Genomic DNA, 22,162 nt, shown 5'->3' with positions numbered 1-22,162 from the left:
CGGAGTCCGGGGGTGCGGTGCGCCGTCGGCGCCGGTCCTCGCCGGGCGGGTGCCGGGCGGCCCCGAGTGCCGGCGCACCCCGGCGAGCGGTGGCGCACCCCGACAGATGCCGGCGCACCCCCGGCGAGCGCCGGTGTACCACCAGTGAGACTCCGCGCACCGTCGGTGAGTGTCGGTGCGCCGTCGTACGCTGGAGAACCCCGGCACGTTGGACGTGTCGGGCGCCGTGCGTTGTCCACCCCCAGGGACGGAAGCCTTTTCATGAGCCTGACTGGTCTGCTCGACGCCGTCGTACAGGACCCGGCGCTCGCCGAGGCGGTGCAGGCCGCGAAGGCCGGGCACCGCCAGCATGTGGATCTGGTGGGGCCGCCCGCCGCCCGCCCGTTCGCGGTGGCCGCGCTGGCCCGGGAGGCCGGGCGGCCGGTGCTCGCGGTGACCGCCACCGGGCGCGAGGCCGAGGATCTGGCCGCCGCGCTGCGCACGCTGATGCCGGCCGGCGAGGACAGCTCCGTCGTGGAGTTCCCGTCCTGGGAGACGCTGCCGCACGAGCGGCTCTCGCCGCGCTCGGACACCGTCGGCCGCCGCCTCGCGGTGCTCCGCCGGCTCGCCCACCCCCGCACGGACGACCCGGCGGCCGGGCCGGTCTCGGTCGTCGTCGCGCCCATCCGCTCCGTACTCCAGCCGCAGGTCAAGGGGCTGGGGGACCTGGAGCCGGTCAGCCTGCGGACGGGGCAGAGCGCGGACCTCGAAGAGATCGTCGACGGGCTGGCGGCGGCCGCGTACGCGCGCGTCGAACTGGTCGAGAAGCGCGGTGAGTTCGCGGTCCGCGGCGGCATCCTGGACGTCTTCCCGCCGACCGAGGAACACCCGCTGCGGGTCGAGTTCTGGGGCGACGACGTCGAGGAGATCCGGTACTTCAAGGTCGCCGACCAGCGGTCCCTGGAGGTCGCCGAGCACGGCCTGTGGGCGCCGCCGTGCCGGGAGCTGCTGCTCACCGCGGACGTGCGCGAGCGGGCCGCGGCGCTCGCCGAGGCCCACCCCGAACTGGGCGAACTGCTCGGCAAGATCGCCGAGGGGATCGCCGTCGAGGGCATGGAGTCCCTCGCGCCGGTCCTCGTCGACGATATGGAACTGCTGCTGGACGTGCTGCCGGCCGGCAGCATGGCGGTGGTGTGCGACCCGGAGCGGGTACGGACGCGCGCCGCCGACCTGGTGGCGACCTCGCAGGAGTTCCTCCAGGCGTCGTGGGCGGCGAGCGCGGGCGGCGGCGAGGCGCCGATCGATGTGGGCGCGGCCTCCCTGTGGGGCATCGCGGACGTCCGGGAGCGGGCGCGCGAGCTGGGGGTGATGTGGTGGTCGGTCAGCCAGTTCACCTCCGGTGACCTGGGCGACCCCGGTGACACGGGGGCGGCGGCCGTGGCCGCGCTCGCGGACGGCGCCGACGACACCCTCAGGCTGGGGATGCACGCCCCCGACGCCTACCGCGGCGACACCGCGCGGGCGCTCGCCGACACCAAGCAGTGGCTGGCCGACGGCTGGCGCACCGTCTTCGTCACCGAGGCGCACGGCCCCGCGGCCCGTACCGTCGAGGTGCTCGGCGGCGAGGGCATCGCCGCCCGGCTGGACGCCGAACTGGGCCGGATCAGCCCGTCGGTCGTCCATGTCGCCTGCGGCTCCGTCGACAACGGTTTCATCGATCCGGCGCTCAAGATCGCCGTACTGACCGAGACCGATCTGACCGGGCAGAAGGCCGCGGCCAAGGAGCTGGGCCGGATGCCGGCCCGGCGCCGTAAGACGATCGATCCGCTGACTCTCCAGGCCGGCGACTTCATCGTGCACGAGCAGCACGGTGTCGGCCGCTACATCGAGATGGTGCAGCGCACGGTCCAGGGCGCCACCCGCGAGTACCTGCTCGTCGAGTACGCGCCCGCCAAGCGCGGCCAGCCCGGCGACCGGCTCTACATCCCCACCGACCAGCTGGAGCAGGTCACCAAGTACGTCGGCGGCGAGGCCCCGACGCTGCACCGCCTGGGCGGCGCCGACTGGACCAAGACCAAGGCGCGCGCGAAGAAGGCGGTCAAGGAGATCGCCGCCGACCTGATCAAGCTGTACTCGGCGCGGATGGCGGCCCCCGGCCACACCTTCGGCCCGGACACCCCCTGGCAGCGCGAACTGGAGGACGCGTTCCCGTACGCGGAGACGCCCGACCAGCTCAGCACCATCGCCGAGGTCAAGGAGGACATGGAGAAGTCCGTCCCGATGGACCGGCTGGTCTGCGGCGACGTCGGCTACGGCAAGACCGAGATCGCGGTCCGCGCGGCGTTCAAGGCCGTCCAGGACGGTAAGCAGGTCGCCGTGCTGGTGCCTACCACCCTCCTGGTCCAGCAGCACTACGGGACGTTCACCGAGCGGTACGGCCAGTTCCCGGTCAACGTCAAGGCGCTCTCCCGCTTCCAGAGCGACACCGAGGCCAAGGCCGTCCTCGAAGGGCTCCGGGAGGGCTCCGTCGACCTCGTCATCGGCACCCACCGGCTCTTCTCCGACCAGACCAAGTTCAAGGACCTGGGCCTGGTCATCGTGGACGAGGAGCAGCGGTTCGGCGTCGAGCACAAGGAGCAGCTGAAGAAGCTGCGCGCCAATGTGGACGTGCTGACGATGTCCGCGACGCCGATTCCGCGGACGCTGGAGATGGCGGTGACCGGCATCCGCGAGATGTCCACGATCACCACCCCGCCCGAGGAGCGGCACCCGGTCCTCACCTTCGTCGGGCCGTACGAGCAGAAGCAGATCGGCGCGGCCATCCGGCGGGAACTGCTCCGTGAGGGCCAGGTCTTCTACATCCACAACCGGGTGGAATCCATCGACCGGGCGGCGGCCCGGCTGCGCGAGATCGTGCCCGAGGCGCGCATCCAGACCGCACACGGCCAGATGGGGGAGTCGGCCCTGGAACAGGTCGTGGTCGACTTCTGGGAGAAGAAGTTCGATGTGCTGGTCTCCACGACGATCGTCGAGTCCGGGATCGACATCTCCAACGCCAACACCCTCATCGTCGAGCGGGGCGACAACTTCGGCCTCTCCCAGCTCCACCAGCTGCGCGGCCGGGTGGGCCGGGGCCGGGACCGCGGTTACGCCTACTTCCTCTACCCGCCGGAGAAGCCGCTCACCGAGACCGCCCACGAGCGCCTCGCGACCATCGCCCAGCACACCGAGATGGGCGCGGGCATGTACGTCGCGATGAAGGACCTGGAGATCCGCGGCGCGGGCAATCTCCTCGGCGGCGAGCAGTCCGGGCATATCGCGGGCGTCGGCTTCGACCTGTACGTACGGATGGTCGGCGAGGCCGTCGCGGACTACCGGGCGTCGCTGGCGGGCGGGGTGGAGGAGGAGCCGCCGCTGGAGGTCAAGATCGAGCTGCCGGTCGACGCGCATGTCCCGCACGACTACGCGCCCGGTGAGCGGCTGCGCCTCCAGGCGTACCGCGCGATCGCCTCCGCGTCGACGGAGCAGGACATCGCCGCGGTCCGCGAGGAGCTGACCGACCGCTACGGCAAGCTGCCGGAGCCGGTGGAGAACCTCCTGCTGGTCGCCGGGCTGCGGATGCTGGCGCGCGCCTGCGGCGTCGCGGACATCACCCTCCAGGGCCCCAACGTCCGCTTCGGACCGGTGGAGTTGCGGGAGTCGCAGGAGCTGCGGCTCAAGCGGCTGTACCCGCGTACCGTCCTCAAGGCGGCCACCAAGCAGATCCTGGTGCCGCGCCCGACGACCGGCAAGATCGGTGGCAAGCCGCTGGTCGGGCGCGAACTGCTGGCGTGGGTGGGGGAGTTCCTGACGACGGTCCTGGGGTCGTAGCCGGGGCGGCAGGCCGGGCGGGCGGCAGGTGACCCGACCGGTCGGCATGTCCGTGTCAGGACCTTCGGCCGGTGACCGGGGAGAGATGTCCCCTTACTGTCGGGCCGGGCGGATATCCGCCCGGCCTGCCACGTTTCTCACCAGACGGGATCCCTTGCCGTGATACGCGCCCGCCGTACCGCTCTGTCCGCCGCCGCCCTTGTGGCGGCCGCCCTGGTCTCCGCCGTGGGGTGCACCCCGGACGGGAGCGGCGGAGGGAGCCCGGCGCGCCCGTCGGCCTCGGTCTCGGCGTCGGCGTCGGCCGACACCTCCCCGTCCCCCTCCCCGTCGGAGCCGGCCGCCCCGCCGTCCTCCGCCGGCACCGCGGAACCGCCCGCGAAGACCCCGCCGGCGAAGACCCCGGCCGCTCCCGAGCGGCCCGCCGAGCCGGTGCGGCCGGCTGCCCCGAAGCCGGTCCACGAGGCCCCGGCCGGCACTTCCGGAGGGTCCGGCGCACGGAGCGGCTCGGGCCCGGGTGCCGGTTCCGGCTCCGAGGCGTCCGGTGACGTGATCCTCGCGCCGTCCGGAAACCACTACCGGCGCGGCCAGTTCTGCAAGAAGATCCATCTCGGGCTGACCACCCGCGACGCACACGGCGCCACCCTGCACTGCGATATGCAGAGCGGCCGCCCGCACTGGCAGTAGTCCCGGGCCCGCCGCCCCGGCCCGTGCCGCGCGCTCAGCGCACCCGCGCCGCGATCTCGCGGGCGCAGTCGGCCGGGCCGGCGCGGCCGGTGTCCACCTCCAGGTCGTAGCGGACGCCCCGGTGGACGGCGTGGGCCTGGGATTCCGCCATGCCCGCCACCCGGTCCCCGCGGGCCAGTTCGCGGGCCCTGGCGATCTCCGGGGCGCAGCGCACGCCCACCCACAGCACGTCGAGCCCGTCCAGCGCGGAGCGCCGGCGGTCCTGTTCCGCGCGGCCGCCGAGGAAGACCTCGTCGAGGATGACGCCGGTGCCGGCGCGGGCCACCGCCGCGACGCCGCGGGCCCAGCTGTCGTTCAGGGTGCGGAACACCGGGCCGGCCGAGACCCCGCCGTCGGGCGCCAGGACGAGCCCGTCGGGTGCGGCCGTCAGGGCGGGCGGCAGCGCGGCGATGAAGCTGTCGACGCCGAACGTCAGCCAGGGGCGGTCGAGTACGTCCTGCAACGCGCGGGCGACCGACGAGGTGCCGGAACTGGAGCCGCCGTTGAGGACGATCACATCGGTGGTCATCGCGCCACCGTAGGCGGTCAGGGGGCGGATGTCCGCCGGAATACGACGATGTCCGCGGCGCCGCCGAAGGGTACGTAGGTGGCGTGCGGGTGGCGGGCCGCGTTGTCGGCGAGGGCCTGTTGCGGGGTGCGGTTGTCGCGCAGCTGCATCGCGACGTAGTCGGGCGGGGGGATGCGGTTGTCGCCGATCCAGAAGACCCGGGCGCGGCCGGTGAGGCGGCTCAGCGGCCGGATGTCGGCCTCCACGGTGGCCCCGTCGGGGATCTTGTCCAGCAGCCGTTCGGCGTCGGCGATGACGGACGGTTTGCGGTAGGCGGCGGCCTCGGTGAGGCGGGACATCGGGAGCGTGGTGGTCAGCGCGAGCGCGGCGGCGAGCACCGCGGCCGGCAGATGCAGCGCGTACGTACGGAGCCAGGGGCGCGCCGAGAGCCGGGTGTGCGCCAGCGCGTCGGCCAGGGCGAGGAAGACCATCGGCATCAGGACGGCGCTGTAGTGCCAGTCGGTGCCCCAGTAGTGCGGGTCGTGGGAGAGGAACCGCCAGCCGAGGGTGGGCAGCGCGACCAGCAGCAGCGGGGAGCGCAGCGCGAGCAGACCGGTGGTGGGCAGCAGGACCCACAGGACGGTGCGGACGGCGGTGGCCAGGGGGATGGCGGCGGTCGGCCCGCCGTCGCCGCTGAGTTTGCTCCAGTATTCGTACGAGGCGGCGCCGTTGAAGCCGGGGATGATCACGGCGAGGGTGACCGCGGTGGCGGTGATGCCGAAGGCGACCAGGCCGATGGCGAGCGGGGTGGCCCGGCGGGTGCGGATCAGGACGACCGCGCCGATGGCGGCCGCGGTCACCCCCAGGTCCTCCTTGACCAGGACCAGCGGCGCGGCCCAGCACACCGCCGCGGTCCAGCGTCCGCGCAGCACCGCTTCGAGTGCGAAGGCGATCAGCGGCACCGCGAAGGCGATCTCGTGGAAGTCGAAGTCGACGGCCTTCTGCACCCCCCAGGACAGGCCGTACGCGATGCCGATGGCCAGCCCTCTGCCGCGGCCCAGGAGGCGGGCGGCGGCGCGGGTGACCGGGAGGGTGGAGAGCGCGAAGAGCGCGGCCTGCGCGGTCAGCAGCGTCGCCGGGGAGGGGAAGAGGCGGTAGAAGGGGGCGAGGAGGACCAGCACGGGGCTGAAGTGGTCGCCGAGGACGTTGCTGCCGGGGCCCTTGAGATCGACGATCGGCGCCTGGAGGTGGGCGTAGCCGCGGACGGCCTGTTCGAAGATCCCCAGGTCCCAGGAGAGCGGCGACATCGACCGGAAGCGGCAGAGGGACAGGACGGCGAACGCGACGAAGAAGAACGCGGCCGTCCAGTACGGATCGAGGCGGGGGGCGCGCAGCGCGGCGAGCCGGCCGGGCCGCCGGTCGCCGTCGGGGGTGTCCCCGTCCGCGCCGTCGCGGCTGTGGGGGAGGCCGCGCAGCCGGTCCGCGGCGCGGCGCGCGGGGCCGGGGATACGGGGGTGGGCCGGTGGTCCCGGGGTTGCCGGGCCGGCCGGGGCCGCGGTTCCGGTGGGTGGGCCGACGCTGCCGTCCGCCGCCGTTGCTGCGGCCGTGTCCATGAGGGTCCTCACTCTCAACTTCCGAAAAGATACTCGAAGGCTGAGGGGGCCGAGGACCGGTCCGGCATGGCGCCGGGGGCATTCCGGGACATGCCGGAAGGGGAGTCCGTCGCACGCGGCGCCACGCCCACCCAGGCCGCATACCTGGATATTCGAACGCACACACGTACGCTCGCACGCCGGGGCCGGCGGTCGTGCCGTCGCGCCCCGGTATCGCGACATCAGCTCCCGGATTGGACAACCGACTTGATACGGACCGCGCCCACCGCCCGCCGCGCAGCGCTTCCCGTGACCACCGCCACCGCCGCGGACACCACCGCCGCCGCCACCTCCGTCGCCCGGCGGGTGCGCAGGGCGGGCGTCGGCGTGGTGGCCGTGACCGTCTCGGCGGCGGTGCTCGCCGGCTGTACGGACAAGACCACGGCCGACGCCAAGAAGCCCGGTCCGGCGGCGGCCAAGGAGGGCCACGGGGTCAGCCCGCTGAAGAATCCTGACGGGACGAAACCCGGTATCGCCCCGATCACCTCGAAGGCGGAGAAGGAAGAGGCGCGGCAGCTCATCGGCAAGGTGCGTACCGCCGGCCGCGGTCCGAAGACCGGGTACGCCCGGAACAAGTTCGGCTACGCCTGGATGGACACGGCCGACGGGGTGCCGATGGCGCGCAACGGCTGTGACACCCGGAACGACATCCTGGCCAGGGACGGCCATGAGCTGCGCTACCGCGCCGGCTCCACCTGCGTCGTCGAATCCATGACCCTGGACGACCCCTATACGGGCAAGACCATCGAGTGGCGGAAGCAGAAGGCCACCGCGGTGCAGATCGACCACGTCATGCCGCTCTCCTACGACTGGCAGATGGGGGCCGCCCACTGGAACGAGAGCAAGCGCAAGCAGATCGCGAACGACCCGCTGAACCTGCTGCCCTCCGACGGTCCGGCCAACGCGTCCAAGGGCGACTCGGGGCCGGCGTCCTGGCTGCCGCCCGACAAGAAGATCCGCTGCTCGTACGCGGTCCGGTTCTCCCAGGTCTCCCTCAAGTACGGCCTGCCGGTGACGACCGCGGACAAGCAGGCCATGCTGGAGCAGTGCGCGAACTGACCGCGCCGGTGCGCCCGCCGAGCGGCGGGCGCACGGAGGACGGACGGCCGTCGGCCCGGTACCACGCGAGTGCGGTACCGGGCCGACGGCCGTCCGGGCGGTGTCCGGGGCAGCGGCTACTTCGGCTGCACCGAGGACTGCTCCACCGTCTTGTTGATCTCGTTGACCGCGTCGCCCACCGCGTTCACCGTGATCACCACGCCGACGATCGACAGGATCAGCGAGACGGCACCCAGCACCGTGCCGGTGATCGCCATGCCCTTGTTGGTGGCCTGTCCGCGCTTGGCGCGGCCGGTGCCGACCAGGCCGAAGATCAGCGCCATGATGCCGAGGATTCCGGCCAGCCAGAACAGCAGCGGGATGAGTCCGCTGAGCGCGCCGATGATGCCGAGGATCAGGGCGGCGATACCGAGACCGTTCCGGGCCACCTGGTGGCCCGGCGCACCCATCGGTCCCTGCGGGCCGGGCTGGTAGTGCATCTGCTGAGACATACGAGGTGCCCCTTCCGGGCGCTGAAGCGGATCCTGCGAAGCGATCCTGTCGAAGCGATGGGTCAATAACAGCAGAGGCTGTGAATCGAGTCAACACGAGTTCACGAGGTTAAGTTGTTCACGGCGTGAAGGGGGTGGTGGTGTGCCGATGGGTATGCTCGGCGGCACAGCGGCCACGGGGGGCATCGCGACGGGAGCCAGCCAAGTGCCGGACAGCACATCACCGGGCAACACCTCACCGGACCGCACGCCCAGCGGCGGCGCGCCGGACGATCGCGTGGTGAACGGCGCAGCCAGCGCAGCCGGCACAGCCGGCGCGGACGCGGCAGGCCGGGCGGATCGCGGTACGGCGGCGGGCGGTACCCCGGCCGGGCGGGCGACCGAGGTGACCGCCGCCGGGATCGCGCGGCTGGCCGGGGTCGGCCGGGCCGCGGTCAGCAACTGGCGGCGCCGGCACGCCGATTTCCCCCAGCCGGTCGGCGGCACCGAGACCAGCCCCGCCTTCGCCCTCGGCGAGGTCGAGCAGTGGCTGCGCGACCAGGGGAAACTCGCCGAGGTGCCGCTGCGTGAGCGGGTCTGGCAGCAGCTCGTCGGACATCCGGCCGGTGCCGCCGCCGCGCTGCGGCAGGCCGGTGCCGTCCTGCTGCTGGTCCGCGACCGGCCGGCCGCCTGGCGGCAGCTGCGCGGCGCCGCCGACGACGCCGGACTGACCGGCGCGCTCCCCGCGGCGCTGGACTCCGTGCTCACCGCCCGGCTCGGCGCACGGCACCCCGTCCACGGTCTGACCCCCCAGGCGCTCGCCCCCTCCGCCGCCCTGGTGCGCGCGACCGCCGACCTCGCCGCCGCGGACGGCGCCCCGCAGGCGTATGCCTTCCTGCTGGGCCGCCATCTGGACGCCAACCCCCGGCACTACACCCTCACCCCGCCGGGACCGGCCGCGCTGATGGCCGAACTCGCCTCCCTGGCAAGCCCGTTGCGTACCGTTCTCGATCCGGCCTGCGGCACCGGCGGACTGCTGACCGCCGCCCGGGAGCGGGCTGCGGAGGAGGTCGCGGAGCACGGCGCGGAGCACGGCGCGGAGCAGGCCGGGGCACCGGCCGGGGAGCGGGTCGGGACCGCCGCTTCCCTCACCCTCCACGGCCAGGAGGCCGACCCCGACCTCGCCGCGCTCACCGCGCTCCGCCTCGCGCTGCTCGCCCCCGACGCCCGGGTGCGGGTACGGGCCGGCGACACCCTGCGCGCCGACGCCTTCCCGGCGGCGGCCGCCGATGCCGTCCTGCTCCACCCGCCGTTCAACGAACGGAACTGGGGCCACGACGAACTCGCCTACGACCCCCGCTGGGAGTACGGCTTCCCGGCCCGTACCGAATCCGAACTGGCCTGGGTCCAGCACGCGCTGGCCCGGCTGCGCGCGGGCGGTACCGCCGTCCTTCTGATGCCGCCCGCCGCCGCCTCCCGCCGCTCCGGCCGCCGGATCCGCGCCGACCTGCTGCGCCGCGGTGCGCTGCGCGCGGTCATCGCGCTGCCCGCGGGCGCCGCACCGCCCAACGGTGTTCCCCTGCACCTGTGGGTGCTGCGCAAACCCGGCGGCGGCGCGTCCGCCTCGCCCCGTCTCCTCGTCGTGGACACCGCGGGCCTCGCCACCAGCACCGCCACCACCGGTCGCGACAAGATCGACTGGCCGGCGGTCCGCACCGTCGCCGTGGACGCCTGGCGGGCCTTCGACCGTGACGACGCCCTCACCGAAGAGCCCGGAGTACGGCGGTCGCTGGCCGCCATCGACCTCCTCGACGACGATGTCGATCTCGCCCCGGCCCGGCATCTCCCGCCGCCCGCCGCGGCCGGCGGGCCCGCGGAACTGGCCCGGGTGCGCGAGGAGCTGACGACCACCCTCGCCCGTACGACCACCCTCGCCCGTACGGCCACCCAGGCCGCCCCGGCCGACGGCACCCGGCGGTCCGAGGGCGGCGGCGCGGCCGACGAGCCGGGGCCGGCCCGCTGGCCGCTCACCACCGTCGGCGAACTCGCCCGTTCCGGCGCCCTGGTGATGCGCGCGGGCGGTGCGGGCACCGCGCCCCCCGGCGGCGCGCCCGCCGTGCTCACCGACCACGACGTGCTCGGCGGCGACGCGCCCTCCGGCACGCTCCCGGAAGCCGCCTCGGCCGGCGCGGAGGAACCCGTCCTCGTGCGGGCGGGCGATGTCGTCGTCCCGGTCCTCGGCGGTGGCGCGGTCGCCCGGGTCATCGACGACGCCACCGCGGGCGCCGCCCTCGGCCGCAACCTCACCCTCCTGCGGCCCGCCCCGGCCGCCGTCGATCCCTGGTTCCTCGCCGGTTTCCTGCGCGGCACCGCCAACACCCGCCAGGCCAGCAGCTACGCCTCCACCGCCACCCGGCTCGACGTCCGCCGCCTCCAGCTGCCCCGCCTCCCCCTCGCCGACCAGGCCCGCTACGGCCGCCGGTTCCGCGACCTCGCCGCCTTCGAGGAGACCCTCCGCCACGCCGCCCGCCTCGGCGGGCAACTCGTCCAGGCGCTGCACGACGGCCTCACGGACGGTTCGGTGGCGCCGGAGTAGCCGGCCACCGCCCGGTCGGGCCCGTGTCCGTCGCGCCCGTTCGCGGGGCCCGCTCGCCGGGCCCGTTCACCAGGTCCGCCAGGTCCGCTCGCCGTGCCGCCTTGCCGGGTGTTGCCGGGTGTTGCCGTGTCCGCGTAATGCGCAGCCCTTCCCGTACAACCCCGGGCACTCCGCCGGTGTCGTATATACGCTCAATACGCTCACAAACGCATGCGCCCGCCCCGATGGTCGCGCGCGAGGCCGGTGCGGCAACACCGCTCCACCGGCCCTGACCGATCCACCAGGAGCAGCAATGCACGGCCCCGCCCCGGCTCATCCGCCGCACCGTCCCCCGGCGCAGGGGACGGTCGTCCTGTTGCGGGTGGCGTTCGTGGGCGTCGCCGTGCTCTCCGTGGGGTTCCTGGCCTGGGTCGCGCTGCTGCGGGCCGCGGTCGTGGAACGGCGGCCGCTCGGCTGGTGGCTGCTCGGCATCGACCTGGCCGTGATCCTCGGCACGATCGCGGTCGCGGGCGGCCTGCCCCCGGAGGACTGGCGGACGGATGCCGCGGTGGCGGTGCTGCTGGCCCAGCTGGCCGCCGCCGTCGTCCGCTACCTCGTCGTCGACATCCGCGCGGTGCGGACCGCCGGGCACGGGAACGCGTACGCCCCCGGACACGGGTACCCGCAGGGGGCGGCGTCGTATCCGGGCGGGCCGCTCGCCACCGGCGCCGCCCCGCATCCGTACGGCCCGCCGCAGCCGCCCGCGCCGTCCCGGGGGCCCGCGCCGGACGGCCCGCCGTACGGGCACGGCCCCCGCCCGTACGGGGGTGACGACCCGTCGTACGGGCGGGGTGCCCAGCCGTACCCGCCGCCGTACGCCTCGGATCTTCCCTACGCCCGGACCGAGACCCGGCCGCCCGCGCCGCCGCGGCCGGGCCGTCCGGCCGCCCCCGGCCACCCGTACACCCCGCCCCAGGACGCGTCCGGCCCGCCGCGGGACGGCGCCCGGGAGCGGCCGCAGCCGCAGCGGATCGACCGGGTACGGGCCGAGCTCGATGAGCTGAGTGACTACCTCCGCAAGGAGGAGGGGCGGTGAACGGCCGGGTCATCGCCGAGCGCTACGAACTGTCCGCGCTGCTCGGCCAGGGCGGTATGGGTCAGGTCTGGATCGGCTACGACCGCCGCCTGGACCGCCGGGTCGGCGTCAAACTGCTGCGCCCGGACCGGGTGGCGGGCACGCCCGACGGTGCGGAGATGCGCCGCCGGTTCGTCCGCGAATGCCGGGTCACCGCCCAGGTGGACCACCCCGGACTCGTCACCGTGCACGACGCCGGGAGCGACGGCGAGGACCTCTACCTGGTGATGCAGTACGTGGCGGGCGCCGACCTCGCCGACCACCTCGCCGAGCACGACCCCTACCCCTGGCCGTGGGCGGTCAGCGTCGCCGCCCAGCTGTGCGGGGTGCTGGCCGCCGTGCACGCGGTGCCGATCGTGCACCGCGACCTCAAACCGCGCAACGTCATGGTCCGGCCGGACGGTTCGCTGGTCGTGCTCGACCTCGGCATCGCCTCCGCCCTGGACACCGACACCACCCGCCTCACCCACACCGGCTCACCCATCGGCAGCCCCGCCTACATGGCGCCGGAACAGGCCATGGGCGGCGCCGTCGGCCCGCACACCGACCTGTACGCCCTCGGGGTGCTGCTCCACGAACTCCTCAGCGGCGAGGTCCCGTTCGCGGGCCCGACGGCGCTCGGTGTGCTCCATCGCCATCTGCACGAGGAGCCCGTCCCGGTGCGCCGGCTGCGCCCGGACGTCCCCGAGGTCCTCGAAACGCTGGTGCTGCGCCTGCTGCACAAGGACCCGCAGGACCGTCCCGCCGGCGCGCAGGAGGTCTACCAGGCGCTCGCCCCGCTGCTCCCCGCCGCCGCGGGAGCGGACGCCGCGCAGGCCCCGCGGACCCCGCTCGCCCCGATGGACCCGACCCGTCCCTTCCGGCAGCCGCACGCCCCCTGGCCGGTGCGCGCCACGACGCCGCCGACGGCGCCGGTCCCGGCCCCGACGCCGGTGCCGGGTCAGGCGCCGATGCCCGCCCCGGCCGCCGCCCCGGTCTTCCGGACCTCCGGCACCGGGCACCCGTCCGCCGACCCCCGCACGTCCGTCCTCGGCCCCGGCCCCGATACCGGTACCGGCCCCGGGCGCCGGTCCCCCGGGCCGGACCCGCGCACCGCCGCGCCCGCCGGGCCGGACATCGCGGCCGCCGTCGACGAGGTCAGGAGCCTGCTCGACCAGGGCCGCATCACCCGCGCCGTGGACATCCTCGGCGGCATCCTGCCGGCCGCCGCCGCCCGGCACGGCGCGGGCTCCCCGGTCGTCCGCTCCCTGCGCAAGCAGTACGCCGCCACCCTCATGGACGACGGCCAGTACCGCCGCGCCCTGCCCGAACTGCGGCTGCTGGCCGAGGAGTCCGCCAAGGAGTCCGGTCCGGGAGCGGCCCGCCAGGCGCTCGGGTTCCGCCACGAGGCGGCGCAGTGCCTGGAGCAGCTCGGCGAGGTCGCGCAGGCGCTGGCCGAGTACCGCGCGCTGCTGCCGCACTTCGAGCGCTACGCCGACGACCCCGTACGCCCGCTCGAAATCCGCCGCTCCATAGGCCACTTGCTGCTCGCCCAGGGAGAGCGCGGCGCCGCGCAGGAGACCCTCTCCCGGCTGCTGTACGACGCCGAGCGGCTGCACGGCCCGCACCACGCGTTCCCGGCGGAGGTCCGGCGCACCCTCTACTGGCTCGGCCGGGTCGAGGGCTGAACCGGTCCGGCCGGACGCGGGGCGGGCGCGGCCCGCGGGGGCACGCCGCGTACCCCGGCGGACCGGGTACCACGGCCCCCCACGGGCCGGTCGTCCGTCACCCGTCCCCACCGGGCCGGACCGCGCGACGCACCCCAACACGTGGGCATTCGTTGGCCAAACAGGTGGCCCGGATCACGTGGACTCCTTACCATCGATCAACGCCAGATCGATGAGCCCGCCCGCCTCCAGCCACCGCTGGGGGTGTCCGCACCGACCACCACCCCGCAGGGCGCGCCGCGCCGCGCCGCATTGTTCACGATCTTCGCCGGGAGGCCCAGTGTTCCGCCGTAGGACAGCGCTCTCCGTATCCGCCACCGTCGCCCTGCTGGCCGCGACCCCGCTGCTGACCGCCTGCGGCAGCGACGCGCGCCCCGGTGCCGCGGCCGTCGTGGACGGCAAACGGATCACCGTCTCGCAGTTGCAGGCGAAGGTGAAGGACGTCCGCACCGCCCAGAGCGAGTCCCCGCAGGGCGACCGGCTCATCATGAGCACCGGCCGGCTGAGCCTGGCCACCCTCAACGGCATGATCTTCGAGGAGGTGCTGGCGCGCGGTGCGAAGGACGCCGGGGTGACGGTCGGTCGACGTGAGGTGGAGCAGTGGCGGGCGGCCGCCGAGGAGCAGACGGGCGGCCCCGCGCGCCTGAAGGTGATGTGGCTCCAGCAGGGGGTCGCGCCGGACCGGATCGACGCCACGGTCCGCAACCAGCTGCTGCTGGACGGCCTCGCCAAGCACCTCGGCGCCGACCGCCGTCAGCCGCAGGGCCAGCAGCAGCTCGCCGCGTCGCTGGCCAAGACCTCCCGCGCGATGGGCATCGAGGTCAACCCGCGGTACGGGAAATGGGACGACAAGCAGGTCATCCTCGGCCAGGCCAAGGACCCGTGGATCACCACCGCGCCCGCGCCGAAGCCGCAGCAGCTCTGAACCCGGCGGGCCGCGGCGCCCGGTGACCACCACGAAGTACGTACCGGCCGGCGCCCGTACCGCGGAGGGACCGGGGCCGCGGTACGCCCGGCGGGCGGCGGCGTGTCGGTGGGGTGCGTTACGTTCGACAGGTGAACGCTGACGCCTCCCACGCCGCCGACGCCGGCGCCGCGGCCCGCCCAGAGGGCGCCGCCACCGGCCGCCTGATCCTGCTGACCACCAGCCACCGGGTCGCCCCCGGTCTGCTGTCCTGGCCCGCGTGGCAGGCGCTGCGCGCGGCCGACCGGGTGCTCTGCGCCGACCCGGACAATCCGCAGCTGCCCTATCTGCGGGAGGCCGGTATCGAGGTCGAAGCGGCCACCCCCACCGCCCGCGAGCTGGTCGACTACTGCCTCCCCACGGCCTCTTCGACGCCGTCGGCGGCCCCGTCCGGCGCCCGCACCGCCGTAGTGCTGACCTCGGCGGACGGCGAGAGCGAACTGACCGACGGCCTGGCCCGGCTGGCCGGCTCCGGCCGGCAGACCATGCCCGACCTGGAGCTGCTGCCCGGCTCCTACGACCTGCCCGGCGCCCGGCTGCTGGACCTCGTCCAGGTCATGGACCGCATCCGCGCCGCCTGCCCGTGGACCGGCATCCGTACGCACGAGGACCTCGCCAAGTACGCCCTGGAGGAGACCTACGAGCTGGTCGAGGCCATCGAGGCGGGTGACCGCGCGGCGCTGCGCGAGGAGCTGGGCGATGTACTCCTCCAGGTCGTCTTCCACGCCCGGATCGCGCAGGACGACCCCGACGCGCCGTTCTCCGTCGACGATGTGGCGGGCGGGATCGTCGAGAAGCTGATCCACCGTCATCCGCATGTCTTCGGCGACGAGGCCGCCGCGACCCCTGAGGACGTCAAGGCGCACTGGCTGCGGACCAAGGCGGCCGAGAAGCGGCGCGAGTCGGTGACCGACGGGGTGCCGCTGGCCCAGCCCGGTCTGGCGCTGGCGGCGAAGCTCGCCTCGCGGGCCCGTACGGCCGGGATCGAGGCGGTCCCGGCGGGCGACGGCATCGGCTACGAACTGCTGGCGCTGGCCGTCCGCGCGCAGGCCGCGGGCACCGACCCGGAGACCGCGCTGCGCGCCGCGGCCCGCACCTATCGGGAGGCGATCCGGGTGGCGGAGGGGCTGCCGCCGGAGCCCGCTGCGGAGACGGCCGGAGAAGAAGGGGAAGAGGGCGGCGCCTGGGGCGGTAGCTGCGCGTCCGGGAGCCCGGAGGGCTGAGCGCGCCCGGAGGGCCGGGCGGAGCACGGCCGGGGCCGCCCGGCCGGGGGCCGGTGGCGCAGCCGCTCCGCGAGCCGGACCAGCACCACGGCGGCCGCCAGCCCCGCGCCCAGTACGCACACGCCGTTCCAGCCGGCCGCGCTCCAGACCACCGAGGTGAGTGCCGAACCCGCCGCGCCGCCGACGAAGTAACTGGTCATATAGGCGGAGTTGAGGCGGTTACGGGCCTCGGGGCGGACCCCGTTGATCAGGTTCTGGTTGCTGATGTGCACCGCCTGCACGGCCAGGTCCAGCACGACCACCCCGGCCAGCAGTGCCGCCAGCGACCACCCGCCGCCCGCGCCGCCGGCCGCCAGCAGCCCCCAGGACCCCAGGAGCAGCAGCGCCGCGACACCGGTGACCCGGTGCGCCAGCCCTCGGTCCGCCAGCCGCCCGGCCACCGACGCGGAGAGCGAACCGGCCGCCCCCACCAGCCCCAGCAGCCCGATGGCCGACTCCTGCCAGCCGTAGGCCGGACCGGACATCAAGAACGCCAGCGCCGTCCACAGCACACTGAACCCCGCGAAGCAGAGCGCGCCCAGCGCGGCCCGCCACCGCAGCACCGGCTCCCGCGCGAACAGCGCCAGCGTCGAGCGCAGCAGCGCCGGATAGCGCAGCCCGGCCGTGGTGCGCAGGACCGGCAGCCGGAGCCGCAGCAGCAGCGCCATCAGCAGCATCAGCGCCGCGTTGACCCAGTAGACGGTGCGCCAGCCGCCGAGTCCGGCGAGCAGCCCGGCGGCCGTACGGGCCAGCAGGATGCCCAGCAGCAGCCCGGTCATGACGGTGCCGATGGTCCGGCCGCGCTCGGCGGGCGCCGCGAGGGTCGCCGCGTACCCCACGACGACCTGGGCCATGACCGAGGCCAGCCCGGTGAGCGCGGTGCCGGTCAGCAGCAGGGCGGCGTTCGGCGCGCTCGCGGTGACGGTCAGGAAGACCGCGGTCGCCACCGTCAGCGTGACCGCGAGACGACGCCGCTCCAGCAGGTCGCCGAGCGGGACGAGCAGCAGCAGCCCCAGCCCGTAACCGGTCTGGGCGACCGTCACCACCAGCGCGGCGGTGCCGGCGGACAGCCGCAGATCCTGGCCCATGACATCCAGCAGCGGCTGGGCGAAGTAGTTGCCGGCGACGGACAGGCCGGTGGCCACGGACATCAGCAGCAGCAGACCGCGCCCCAGCCGCCCGGGGCCGCCGCCGGGATCCGCTCCCGTCCCCGGCTCTGCTCCCCGATCCCGCTCGGGCTCTCCCATAGGTCCTCCCCGGTACCCGCCCGTGCCACCGCGGCATCGGACGGCATCCAGCCTGCGCCGGGGCAGACCGATGAGTCCAACACATCGTTGTCATCGCATCGATCGTGGAACACGATCGATCGGTGTCTACGATCGGCGGATGGAGTTCCAGCAGATGCGGTACGTGGTCGCGGTCGCCGAGACGGGCGGGTTCACCCGGGCCGCCGAGCGCTGCCATGTGGTGCAGTCCGCGCTCAGCCACCAGATCGCCCGGCTGGAGAAGGAGCTCGGCGCGCGGCTCTTCGACCGGACCAGCCGCAGCGTCCGGCTGACCGCCGCGGGCGCGGCCTTCGTCCCGGTCGCCCGGCAGACGCTCCAGGCCGCCGAGCGGGCCCGCGCCGAGGTGGAGGCGGCGTCCGGTGAGGTGCGCGGCCGGCTCGCGGTGGGCGCCATCTCGACCGTCGCCGCCGTCGACCTCGCCCGCGAACTGGGCGCCTTCCGCACCCGCTGCCCGCAGGTGCGGGTCAGCCTGCGGACGGAGATGAGCGATCAGCTCATCGAGCAGGTCAGACAGAGCGTGCTGGACGTCGCCTTCATCGGCCTGGCACCGGGCGTGCGCATCGCCGGGGTACGGCAGCAGGAGCTGTCGCGGGGCGAACTGGTCGCCGTCGTTCCGCCGGGGCACCCGCTGGCCGGGCGGGCGTGGACGAGGCTGTCGCGGCTGGCCCGGGAGACCTTTGTCGACTTCACCGCGGGGTCGGCGGCCCGGCGCCAGCGCGACGACGCGTTCCGTGCCGCGGGGCTGGCCGCCGCGGATGTGGCGTTCGAGGTGACCACCGTCGAGTTCCTGGCGAAGCTGGTGCGCGCCGGGCTGGGGGTCGGCATGGTGCCCGAGACCATCGCCGCCGAGCTGACCGGGCTGCACGTCGTCCGGGTCCGGCCGGCCCCCGAGCGCGTCGAGCGGCTGGTGTGGAGCGTCCTCGGCCCGTCCCCGTCGGCCGCCGCCTTCCTGGCGGGGCTGGGGGTGGATCCGGGGTAGCGCGGGCGCGTGGGACGGCGAGGGGGCGGAGACCGGCCGGGGCGTTCCCGGGCGGCGGTCCGCGAGCCCGCCGCCGTGCGGTGCCGCCCGGCCGGGTCCGCGCACCCCGCCTCGGCGCGAGCGCGCCCCGCCGCGGTCACCGGTTACGGTCGAGAGGTGCACGACACGCCCGACACCACCCCCGCCGACGCCCCCCGAGGCTGCCCCGCCGCCCCGGCGCCGCCGCCCGCGCCCCCGCTCTTCACCTGGGAGTTCGCCGCCGATCCGTACCCCGCGTACGCGTGGCTGCGCGAGCACGCGCCGGTCCACAAGACCGCCCTGCCCAGTGGTGTCGAGGCATGGCTGGTGACCCGCTACGGCGACGCGCGGCAGGCGCTGGCCGACGCCCGGCTCTCCAAGAATCCGCTGCATCACGCCGAGGGCGCCCGCGGTAAGAGCAAGACCGGCATTCCGGGCGAGCGCAGCGCCAACCTGATGACGCATCTGCTCAACATCGACCCGCCGGACCACACCCGGCTGCGCCGCCTGGTGTCGAAGGCGTTCACCCCGCGCCGGGTCGCCGCCTTCGCGCCGCGCGTCCAGGAGCTGACCGACGGCCTCATCGACGGTTTCGCGGCGCGGGGCGAGGTGGACCTCATCCACGAGTTCGCGTTCCCGCTGCCCATCTACGCGATCTGCGATCTGCTCGGCGTCCCGCGCGAGGACCAGGACGACTTCCGGGACTGGGCCGGGATGATGATCCGGCACGGCGGCGGGCCGCGCGGCGGGGTCGCCCGTTCCGTGAAGAAGATACGGACGTACCTGGCCGAGCTGATCCACCGCAAGCGCGCGGACCTCGGCGACGACCTGATCTCCGGGCTGATACGGGCGAGCGACCATGGTGAGCACCTGACCGAGGACGAGGCCGCGGCCATGTGTTTCGTGCTGCTGTTCGCGGGTTTCGAGACCACCGTCAACCTGATAGGCAACAGCCTGCACACGCTGCTCCGCCGGCCCGACCAGCGAGAACTGCTCCAGAAGTCGCTGGCGGCCGGCGACACCGGTCTGCTCACCACCGGAATCGAGGAGCTGCTGCGCTACGACGGTGCCGTGGAGCTGGCGACCTGGCGGTACGCGACCGAACCCGTGGAGATCGGCGGGCGGACCGTTCCGGCGGGCGATCCCGTTCTCGTCGTCCTCGCGGCCGCCGACCGCGACCCCGCCCGGTTCGCCGGCCCCGACACCCTCGACCTCGCCCGGCGTGACAATCCGCACCTCGGCTACGGGCACGGCATCCACTACTGCCTGGGCGCGCCGCTGGCCCGGCTCGAAGGGCAGACCGCCCTCGCGACCCTGCTGACCCGGCTGCCGGACATCCGGCTCGCCGCGGACCCGGACGACCTGCGGTGGCGGGGCGGTCTCATCATGCGCGGGCTGCGGACCCTGCCGGTGGCGTTCACCCCGGAGGCGGCCGCCGGAGCGCGTTCCACGGCGGAGCCGGCCCGGCCGTAGCGGGAAGGTATATGACGGCGCGTCAGGTATGTGACCTTCGCGTGATCCCCGCTACACCGACTTGTGACGGCCCGTGACCCCGGCTTACCTTTCACCGATCGACCCGCACCACCCGATCGGCCGAAGCGACGAACCGGTGAATTGCTGTACCGGCAGTCGACCGCCGCGGCCGGCCGGACAACTCAACCGTCGCTCGAAAGGCAACCGCATGCGCTCCGGGAACGGCCGACACCGTCGCCCCCGTCAGGCACCGGCCATCTTTGTCACGGCGGGGGTGACCGGCGCGGGGATCGCGCTGCCCCTGTTCGCCGCGAGCGGCGCGCACGCCGCCGACTCCACGACCTGGGACCGCGTCGCCCAGTGCGCGAGCGGCGGGGTGTGGAGCGCCGCGGGCAAGGGCTTCTACGGCGGCCTCGGGCTGACCCAGGACCTGTGGGAGGAGTACGGCGGCACGGCGTACGCGTCGAGCCCCGACCTCGCCAGCCGCGCCCAGCAGATAGCGGTGGCCGAGACGATCCTGGACGCCCGCGGGCCCGGCGTCTGGTCGAACTGTGCCGCGGAGGCCGGACTGAAGAAGGACGGCCGCGCGCCCGGTGTCGACCCCGGCAGCGCAAGCCCGTCGCGGCCCGCACCGTCGGGCACGTCGGACCCTTCCGGTAAGTCTGGTAAATCTGGCAAATCCGAGACAGCCGGTTCATCCGGTTCATCCGGTTCATCCGGGTCATCCGGGTCATCCGGGTCTTCTGATTCCGCGGGTTCTTCAGGCCCTTCCGGCGGTCCCTCCCGGGGGCCCTCCGACGGCGCTTCCGACGCGTCGTCGTCACCCTCGTCCCCGCCGTCGTCGTCGGCTCCCGGTGCGCCGGACTCCGCCGGCCCGTCGGACGCCCCGAAGGCGCCGAAGCCCGCCGGTTCGGCGACGCCGGGCGGACCGTCCCGCTCCACCGGCCCGTCGGGCGGCGGGAGCGCGGCGGAGACCGGTGCGCCGCCGGCCGGGACGACCGGTACGGGCAAGCATCGCGGCGGTACGGGCGATGCCGGGGCCGAGCTGGGCACGGGCGTCGCGGGGGAGGTGGACGACGGCGGCAGGTCGGCCGGGCGGCATGCCTCGCGCGGCGGTGACGCGCACCGCGCGGACCCGGTGGCCGGCGACTACACCGTGCGCCCGGGTGACAGCCTGTCAGTCATCGCCGAGCACCATGAGCTGCCCGGCGGATGGCCCGCCCTCTACGACCGCAACGAGCACGTCATCGGTGCCGACGCGGACCTCATTCGGCCCGGCCAGCACCTCGATCTCGGGCATGGAGCAGGTAGTTAGGGAGGCTTTGCCCCTTTTGGCGAAAGTGAGACATGGCTCTCGTTTCGAGGCGCGGTGTCTGACTCGGCCACAGATTCCATACCGGGCCCCACCTGCGGAAACGTAAGCAAGTCGTGATCAAAAATGGTCAACTTGGCTCAGAAGGTGGGGTTTGATCCATCCGGGGGTTCCTGATTACGGTCAGGACCGCTCGCCAAAGCGGGCCCTTCGATCACACGCCGAATCCTGCCGGTGGCCGAAGGACAGTCGACGCGCAAGCGCCGAAGGCAGGAGCGGGGGAACCAAGGTAAGCGCCGGCCCCGCCCGTGAAAGCGGGCCAACCGGCTTGGGGTGAAGCCATGTGTGAAGCACACACGGCCGGGCAACTCACATGGCCCGAACCCGACAGCTCACCTCGTAGGCGTCGGTGAGGAAACGATCGAATGCTGAACAAGGCCAAGCACCGTCGCCCGTCCAAGGCCGTCCGCGTCGCCACGCTCGCCGGCGTCGCCGGTGCCGCGGTGGCCGTCCCGATGATGGGCGCCACCTCCGCCTCGGCCGCCTCGGTCTCCACCTGGGAGAAGGTCGCCCAGTGCGAGTCGAGCGGCAACTGGTCGATCAACACCGGTAACGGCTACTACGGTGGCCTCCAGTTCTCGAACTCCAGCTGGGCCGCCGCGGGTGGCACCAAGTACGCCCCGCGCGCCGACCTGGCCTCCAAGAGCCAGCAGATCGCCGTCGCCGAGAAGCTGCTCGCCATGCAGGGCCCGGGTGCCTGGGGCTGCGCCGGCGCCGGCAACCTGCGCTCCGGTGGCGCGGCCGCCAACGTCGACACCTCCAGCAACACGCAGCACAAGCAGTACAAGAAGCAGGGCACCACCAAGTCCGAGCCCCGCAAGCAGTCGCAGGGCACGACGAAGAGCACCCCCGCCCCGCAGCAGCAGCGGACCTGGACGGCCCCGAAGACGTCCAACAGCACCGGTAACTACACCGTCAAGTCGGGCGACACCCTGGCCAAGATCGCCAAGGCGCACGGCACCAACTGGAAGTCCGTCTACGCCGCGAACAAGTCGGTCATCGGCGGCAACCCGAACCTGATCTTCCCGGGCCAGCAGCTCAGCATCTGAGCCGTCCCCCGCACCGGGAACTCCGAGGACCCCACCGGCTCGTGACGACCGCGGCGGTCCGTGCGTACGGCGGTACGCACGA

Annotated in this window: 14 protein-coding genes, 2 pseudogenes and 1 riboswitch; of the genes and pseudogenes, 12 read left to right on the top strand and 4 right to left on the bottom strand. The window is 74.2% G+C overall.

All coding sequences use genetic code 11. From position 1 onward, the window contains the following. The first annotated feature begins 261 nt into the window (after positions 1 to 261). Positions 262 to 3,849 carry a transcription-repair coupling factor gene (gene mfd / locus ACLJWH_RS03275; protein WP_411140007.1) on the top strand — a complete coding sequence of 1,196 codons (3,588 nt, stop codon included), beginning with the start codon at positions 262 to 264 and terminating at the stop codon, positions 3,847 to 3,849. A 159-nt stretch (positions 3,850 to 4,008) separates the two neighbouring features. Next, the gene (locus ACLJWH_RS03270; protein WP_411140006.1) at positions 4,009 to 4,533 is read left to right on the top strand and encodes a hypothetical protein; all 525 of its coding nucleotides are present in this window, start codon (positions 4,009 to 4,011) and stop codon (positions 4,531 to 4,533) included. 34 nt (positions 4,534 to 4,567) lie between these two features. On the opposite strand, the gene ACLJWH_RS03265 is transcribed toward ACLJWH_RS03270, so the two are convergent. Then, the gene (locus ACLJWH_RS03265) at positions 4,568 to 5,101 is read right to left on the bottom strand and encodes a chloramphenicol phosphotransferase CPT family protein (RefSeq protein ID WP_411140005.1); all 534 of its coding nucleotides are present in this window, start codon (positions 5,099 to 5,101) and stop codon (positions 4,568 to 4,570) included. Positions 5,102 to 5,118: 17 nt separating this feature from the next. Beyond that, positions 5,119 to 6,693 (bottom strand): DUF2079 domain-containing protein, encoded by a 1,575-nt coding sequence (locus ACLJWH_RS03260; protein ID WP_411140004.1) that lies wholly within the window; start codon positions 6,691 to 6,693, stop codon positions 5,119 to 5,121. Between the two features lie 345 nt (positions 6,694 to 7,038). On the opposite strand from ACLJWH_RS03260, the gene ACLJWH_RS03255 reads away from it, so the two are divergent. Beyond that, the gene (locus ACLJWH_RS03255) at positions 7,039 to 7,791 is read left to right on the top strand and encodes an HNH endonuclease family protein (RefSeq protein WP_411140413.1); all 753 of its coding nucleotides are present in this window, start codon (positions 7,039 to 7,041) and stop codon (positions 7,789 to 7,791) included. A 119-nt stretch (positions 7,792 to 7,910) separates the two neighbouring features. Here ACLJWH_RS03255 and ACLJWH_RS03250 read toward each other — a convergent pair. Then, positions 7,911 to 8,282, bottom strand: a pseudogene (locus ACLJWH_RS03250) (DUF4190 domain-containing protein); the annotation flags it as partial. A gap of 385 nt (positions 8,283 to 8,667) precedes the next feature. Here ACLJWH_RS03250 and ACLJWH_RS03245 point away from each other — a divergent pair. From ACLJWH_RS03245 to ACLJWH_RS03225, 5 genes are all read left to right on the top strand, one after another. Beyond that, a complete protein-coding gene (locus ACLJWH_RS03245) occupies positions 8,668 to 10,857 on the top strand; it encodes an N-6 DNA methylase (RefSeq protein ID WP_411140412.1) in 2,190 nt (729 codons plus the stop codon). 292 nt (positions 10,858 to 11,149) lie between these two features. Next, positions 11,150 to 11,932: a hypothetical protein gene (locus tag ACLJWH_RS03240; RefSeq protein WP_411140003.1), complete on the top strand. Its 783-nt coding sequence runs from the start codon at positions 11,150 to 11,152 to the stop codon at positions 11,930 to 11,932. After that, a complete protein-coding gene (locus tag ACLJWH_RS03235) occupies positions 11,929 to 13,638 on the top strand; it encodes a protein kinase domain-containing protein (protein WP_411140002.1) in 1,710 nt (569 codons plus the stop codon). Before ACLJWH_RS03240 ends, ACLJWH_RS03235 begins: the two co-directional genes overlap by 4 nt. Positions 13,639 to 13,957: 319 nt before the next feature. Continuing rightward, a complete protein-coding gene (locus tag ACLJWH_RS03230; RefSeq protein WP_411140001.1) occupies positions 13,958 to 14,602 on the top strand; it encodes a SurA N-terminal domain-containing protein in 645 nt (214 codons plus the stop codon). Between the two features lie 131 nt (positions 14,603 to 14,733). Then, positions 14,734 to 15,864, top strand: coding sequence for a nucleoside triphosphate pyrophosphohydrolase (locus tag ACLJWH_RS03225; protein WP_411140000.1), 1,131 nt, complete (start codon positions 14,734 to 14,736; stop codon positions 15,862 to 15,864). Between the two features lie 38 nt (positions 15,865 to 15,902). On the opposite strand, the pseudogene ACLJWH_RS03220 reads toward ACLJWH_RS03225, so the two are convergent. Then, positions 15,903 to 17,150: pseudogene (locus ACLJWH_RS03220) on the bottom strand (MFS transporter); the annotation flags it as partial. A 139-nt stretch (positions 17,151 to 17,289) separates the two neighbouring features. Here ACLJWH_RS03220 and ACLJWH_RS03215 point away from each other — a divergent pair. The 4 genes from ACLJWH_RS03215 to ACLJWH_RS03200 all read left to right on the top strand — a co-directional run bounded on the left by ACLJWH_RS03215 (position 17,290) and on the right by ACLJWH_RS03200 (position 22,080). Further along, entirely contained in the window at positions 17,290 to 18,168 is an 879-nt protein-coding gene (locus ACLJWH_RS03215; protein WP_411139999.1) for a LysR family transcriptional regulator, read from the top strand. A gap of 156 nt (positions 18,169 to 18,324) precedes the next feature. Continuing rightward, positions 18,325 to 19,659: a cytochrome P450 family protein gene (locus tag ACLJWH_RS03210; protein WP_411139998.1), complete on the top strand. Its 1,335-nt coding sequence runs from the start codon at positions 18,325 to 18,327 to the stop codon at positions 19,657 to 19,659. A gap of 274 nt (positions 19,660 to 19,933) precedes the next feature. Further along, positions 19,934 to 20,974, top strand: coding sequence for a LysM peptidoglycan-binding domain-containing protein (locus ACLJWH_RS03205; protein ID WP_411139997.1), 1,041 nt, complete (start codon positions 19,934 to 19,936; stop codon positions 20,972 to 20,974). A gap of 206 nt (positions 20,975 to 21,180) precedes the next feature. Further along, a riboswitch (cyclic di-AMP (ydaO/yuaA leader) is annotated at positions 21,181 to 21,392 on the top strand. A 4-nt stretch (positions 21,393 to 21,396) separates the two neighbouring features. Then, positions 21,397 to 22,080, top strand: a complete 684-nt coding sequence (locus ACLJWH_RS03200) for a transglycosylase family protein (protein ID WP_411139996.1) — start codon at positions 21,397 to 21,399, stop codon at positions 22,078 to 22,080. The last annotated feature ends 82 nt before the right edge of the window (positions 22,081 to 22,162 follow it).

The sequence above is a fragment of the Streptomyces sp. x-80 genome, from assembly GCF_046549095.1.
GTDB lineage: Bacteria > Actinomycetota > Actinomycetes > Streptomycetales > Streptomycetaceae > Streptomyces > Streptomyces celluloflavus.
The sequence above is the reverse complement of the archived record's forward strand: the minus strand, read 5'-3'. Positions and strand labels throughout refer to the sequence as shown.